Annotated in this window: 3 protein-coding genes and 1 pseudogene; all 4 read left to right on the top strand. The window is 63.7% G+C overall.

Going from position 1 to position 2537, the window contains the following annotated elements:
• Positions 1 to 337: IS66-like element accessory protein TnpA (tnpA, locus tag NKH49_RS34555; protein WP_352930137.1), on the top strand; the 337-nt coding region annotated here is incomplete at its 5' end.
• Positions 334 to 684, top strand: coding sequence for an IS66 family insertion sequence element accessory protein TnpB (tnpB, locus tag NKH49_RS34550; protein WP_352930134.1), 351 nt, complete (start codon positions 334 to 336; stop codon positions 682 to 684). The genes tnpA and tnpB, both read left to right, overlap by 4 nt.
• A gap of 72 nt (positions 685 to 756) precedes the next feature.
• On the top strand, positions 757 to 2340 hold the full coding sequence (gene tnpC, locus NKH49_RS34545; protein ID WP_352930131.1) for an IS66 family transposase: 1584 nt from the start codon (positions 757 to 759) through the stop codon (positions 2338 to 2340).
• Positions 2337 to 2537 (top strand): annotated as a pseudogene (locus NKH49_RS34540) (UPF0149 family protein); the annotation flags it as partial. The gene tnpC and the pseudogene NKH49_RS34540, both read left to right, overlap by 4 nt.

Raw genomic sequence — 2537 nt, 5'->3', positions numbered from 1 at the left:
GCTGTGGAGTTGCACTGAGAAGCGCGCGTTGGTCGACCTGGCGAGCGCGGCGGGGTCGTCGGTGCCTGAGGTCGCGGAAGCGTTCGGCGTAGCTCCATCCCAGCTCTATGCGTGGCGCAAGCAGATGGCCGGCAGCGAACTCGAGGCCGATCGGGCGATGGCAGCTTTCGCGCGGATCGAAGTGAACGATCTGCCCGAGGTCGAGCGTCCCGTCGCCGATTGTCCGGACCCGGCCGGCAGGATCGTCGTGGCCTTTCCGAACGGCGCGCGATTGCGGATCGACGGGACCATCGATCCGACGGCGCTGCGTATCGTACTGGCGGAGTTGACCAGGTGATCACGGTGGTGCCGACCGACCGGATTTACTTGTGCTGCGGTGAGACCGATATGCGCCGCGGGATCAACAGCCTGGCGCGGATGGTGCAGCAGGTGCTCGCGCTCGACCCGCATTCCGGCGCGATCTTCTGCTTCCGTGGACGCAAGGGTCATATCATCAAGATTTTGGCGCATGACGACCAGGGGTTTTGCCTTTTTACAAAACGCCTTTCCGATGGGTGTTTCGCTTGGCCGACCACCAGGGATCAGGTGACCGTGTCGCTCACCAAGGCACAGCTTTCGCTACTATTGGACGGGATCGATTGGCGCCGGCCGAACAAGATTTATCGACCGCGTCTGGCCGGCTAAATTAGGCCGTTTCTCATTGATTTTGTGTCGATTTTGCTTCCGTAGACGAGGTCTTTCGGGTATGTAATTTGGGTGTCGGAACAAGCTCCCTCCATCGCTGATTTCCTCGCCCGGATCGCCACTCTGGAGGCGGCCGTTTGTGCCCGTGACATCGCCATTGCCGAACGCGATGAGCAGCTGCGAAGAGAGCGCGCCGAGGCCGCGCTTCGCATCCAGCGCCTGCAGCTGCAGATCGATCGCTTCAACCGCAAGGCCTTCGGCCGCTCCTCCGAGAAGCTTGGCCAGATGCGGCTCGAACTCGAAGATCTCGAGACCGATTTCGCCGCCAGCGTGCCCGATCTCCAATTGCCTATCGTCGCGGACAGCGACAAGGTCCGGGTGTTGCCGGTGCGCAAGCTCAACCCCAACCTGCCGCGCAAGCGGGTCGTTCGCGAGCCGTCTTGCGCATGCTGCCCGGGCTGCGGCGGCGATCTGCGCGCCATGGGCGAAGATAGCGAGGAGATCCTCGATCTGGTCGCCCAAGCCTGGCAGGTGATGGAGACCGTTCGACCCAAGTACAGCTGCCGGACCTGCGATAAAATCATCCAGGCGCCGGCACCAGCCAAGGCCATTGCACGCGGCAAGCTCAGCTATGCCGCACTTGCCCATATCATGATGGCCAAGTGGGGTTATTATCTGCCCTACTACCGTCAGGTACAGATGATGGCCGCCAAGGGCGTCGATATCGAGCGATCCACGCTTGCGCGTAGCGCCGGCTACGCCGCCGCCTTGCTCGATCCGATCTACAACCGCATCCGTGAGATCGGCCTTACTCGCAGCAAGATTCACACCGACGACACGCGGCTTCCGATCCTGGCGCCCGGCAACGGCAAGACGCACAAGGGTGCGCTCTGGGTTTATGTCGCCGACGACCGCAACTCGGGCTCGAAGGAGCCGCCGATCGCCTGGTATCGTGCCACCATGGGCCGCGCCGGCGAGAGCGTGATGAGCGAGCTCGCCGGATTTGCCGGCACCCTTCAGGCCGACGGATTCAGCGGCTATAACCAGCTCTATAAGGGTGGCGCAATTCGAGAAGCTGCCTGCCTGGCCCATCTGCGCCGCAAGATATTCGACGTTCACGACAGCCAGCCGACCGAGCTCAGCACGACGGCGATGGCCGGTATCCAGGCGATCTACCGGATCGAGGAAGAGATACGGGGGCTGCCGCCCGCCGAGCGATTGGCCGCACGACGAAGGCGAACCCGACCACTGGTCCGCGCGCTGCGACGACAGCTCATGCGCCAGGGCAAGGGTTTGTCGCGCCATGCCGATATCGCCAAGGCCTTCGCCTACGGCGCCAAGCGATGGCGCGCGTTCAATCGCTTCCTCTACGATGGCCAGCTCGAGCCCGACAACCTGATCGCGGAGCGCGCCATTCGTGGATTTACGGACGGAAGGCGCAATTGGCTTTTCTCAGGCAGCTTCGCCGCGGCAGAGCGGTCAGCGGTCGTGCTCAGCATCATCGAGACCTGCAAGCTCTGCGGCGTCGATGCCGAAGCCTACATGGCCGATGTCACCGAGCGCATCCAGAACGACTGGCCAGCCTCGCGATGGGACGAGCTGATGCCATGGAACTGGGTGCGCCGCCAAGCGATGCCGCTCCCGTTGGCGGCATGAGCGCGATCGATGACATGGCGCTGTCGGACGAGGCGCTGGAGGCCTGGATGGCCATCAAACCCGCCCCCCGCCCGCTGGTGCGGACGATGTCGGCGCTGGATGGCTTCGTAACGGCGGCGGTCACCGGGCCGCGGTTCGCGGACCCGCAAGACTGGATGTGCCCGCTCATGGGGTTGCGGCGCGACGTCGTGGCCAAA

Source organism: Mesorhizobium sp. M1088 (assembly GCF_040318575.1).
In the GTDB taxonomy this organism is placed as follows: domain Bacteria; phylum Pseudomonadota; class Alphaproteobacteria; order Rhizobiales; family Rhizobiaceae; genus Mesorhizobium.
This window is presented reverse-complemented; position numbering and strand designations above follow the sequence as displayed.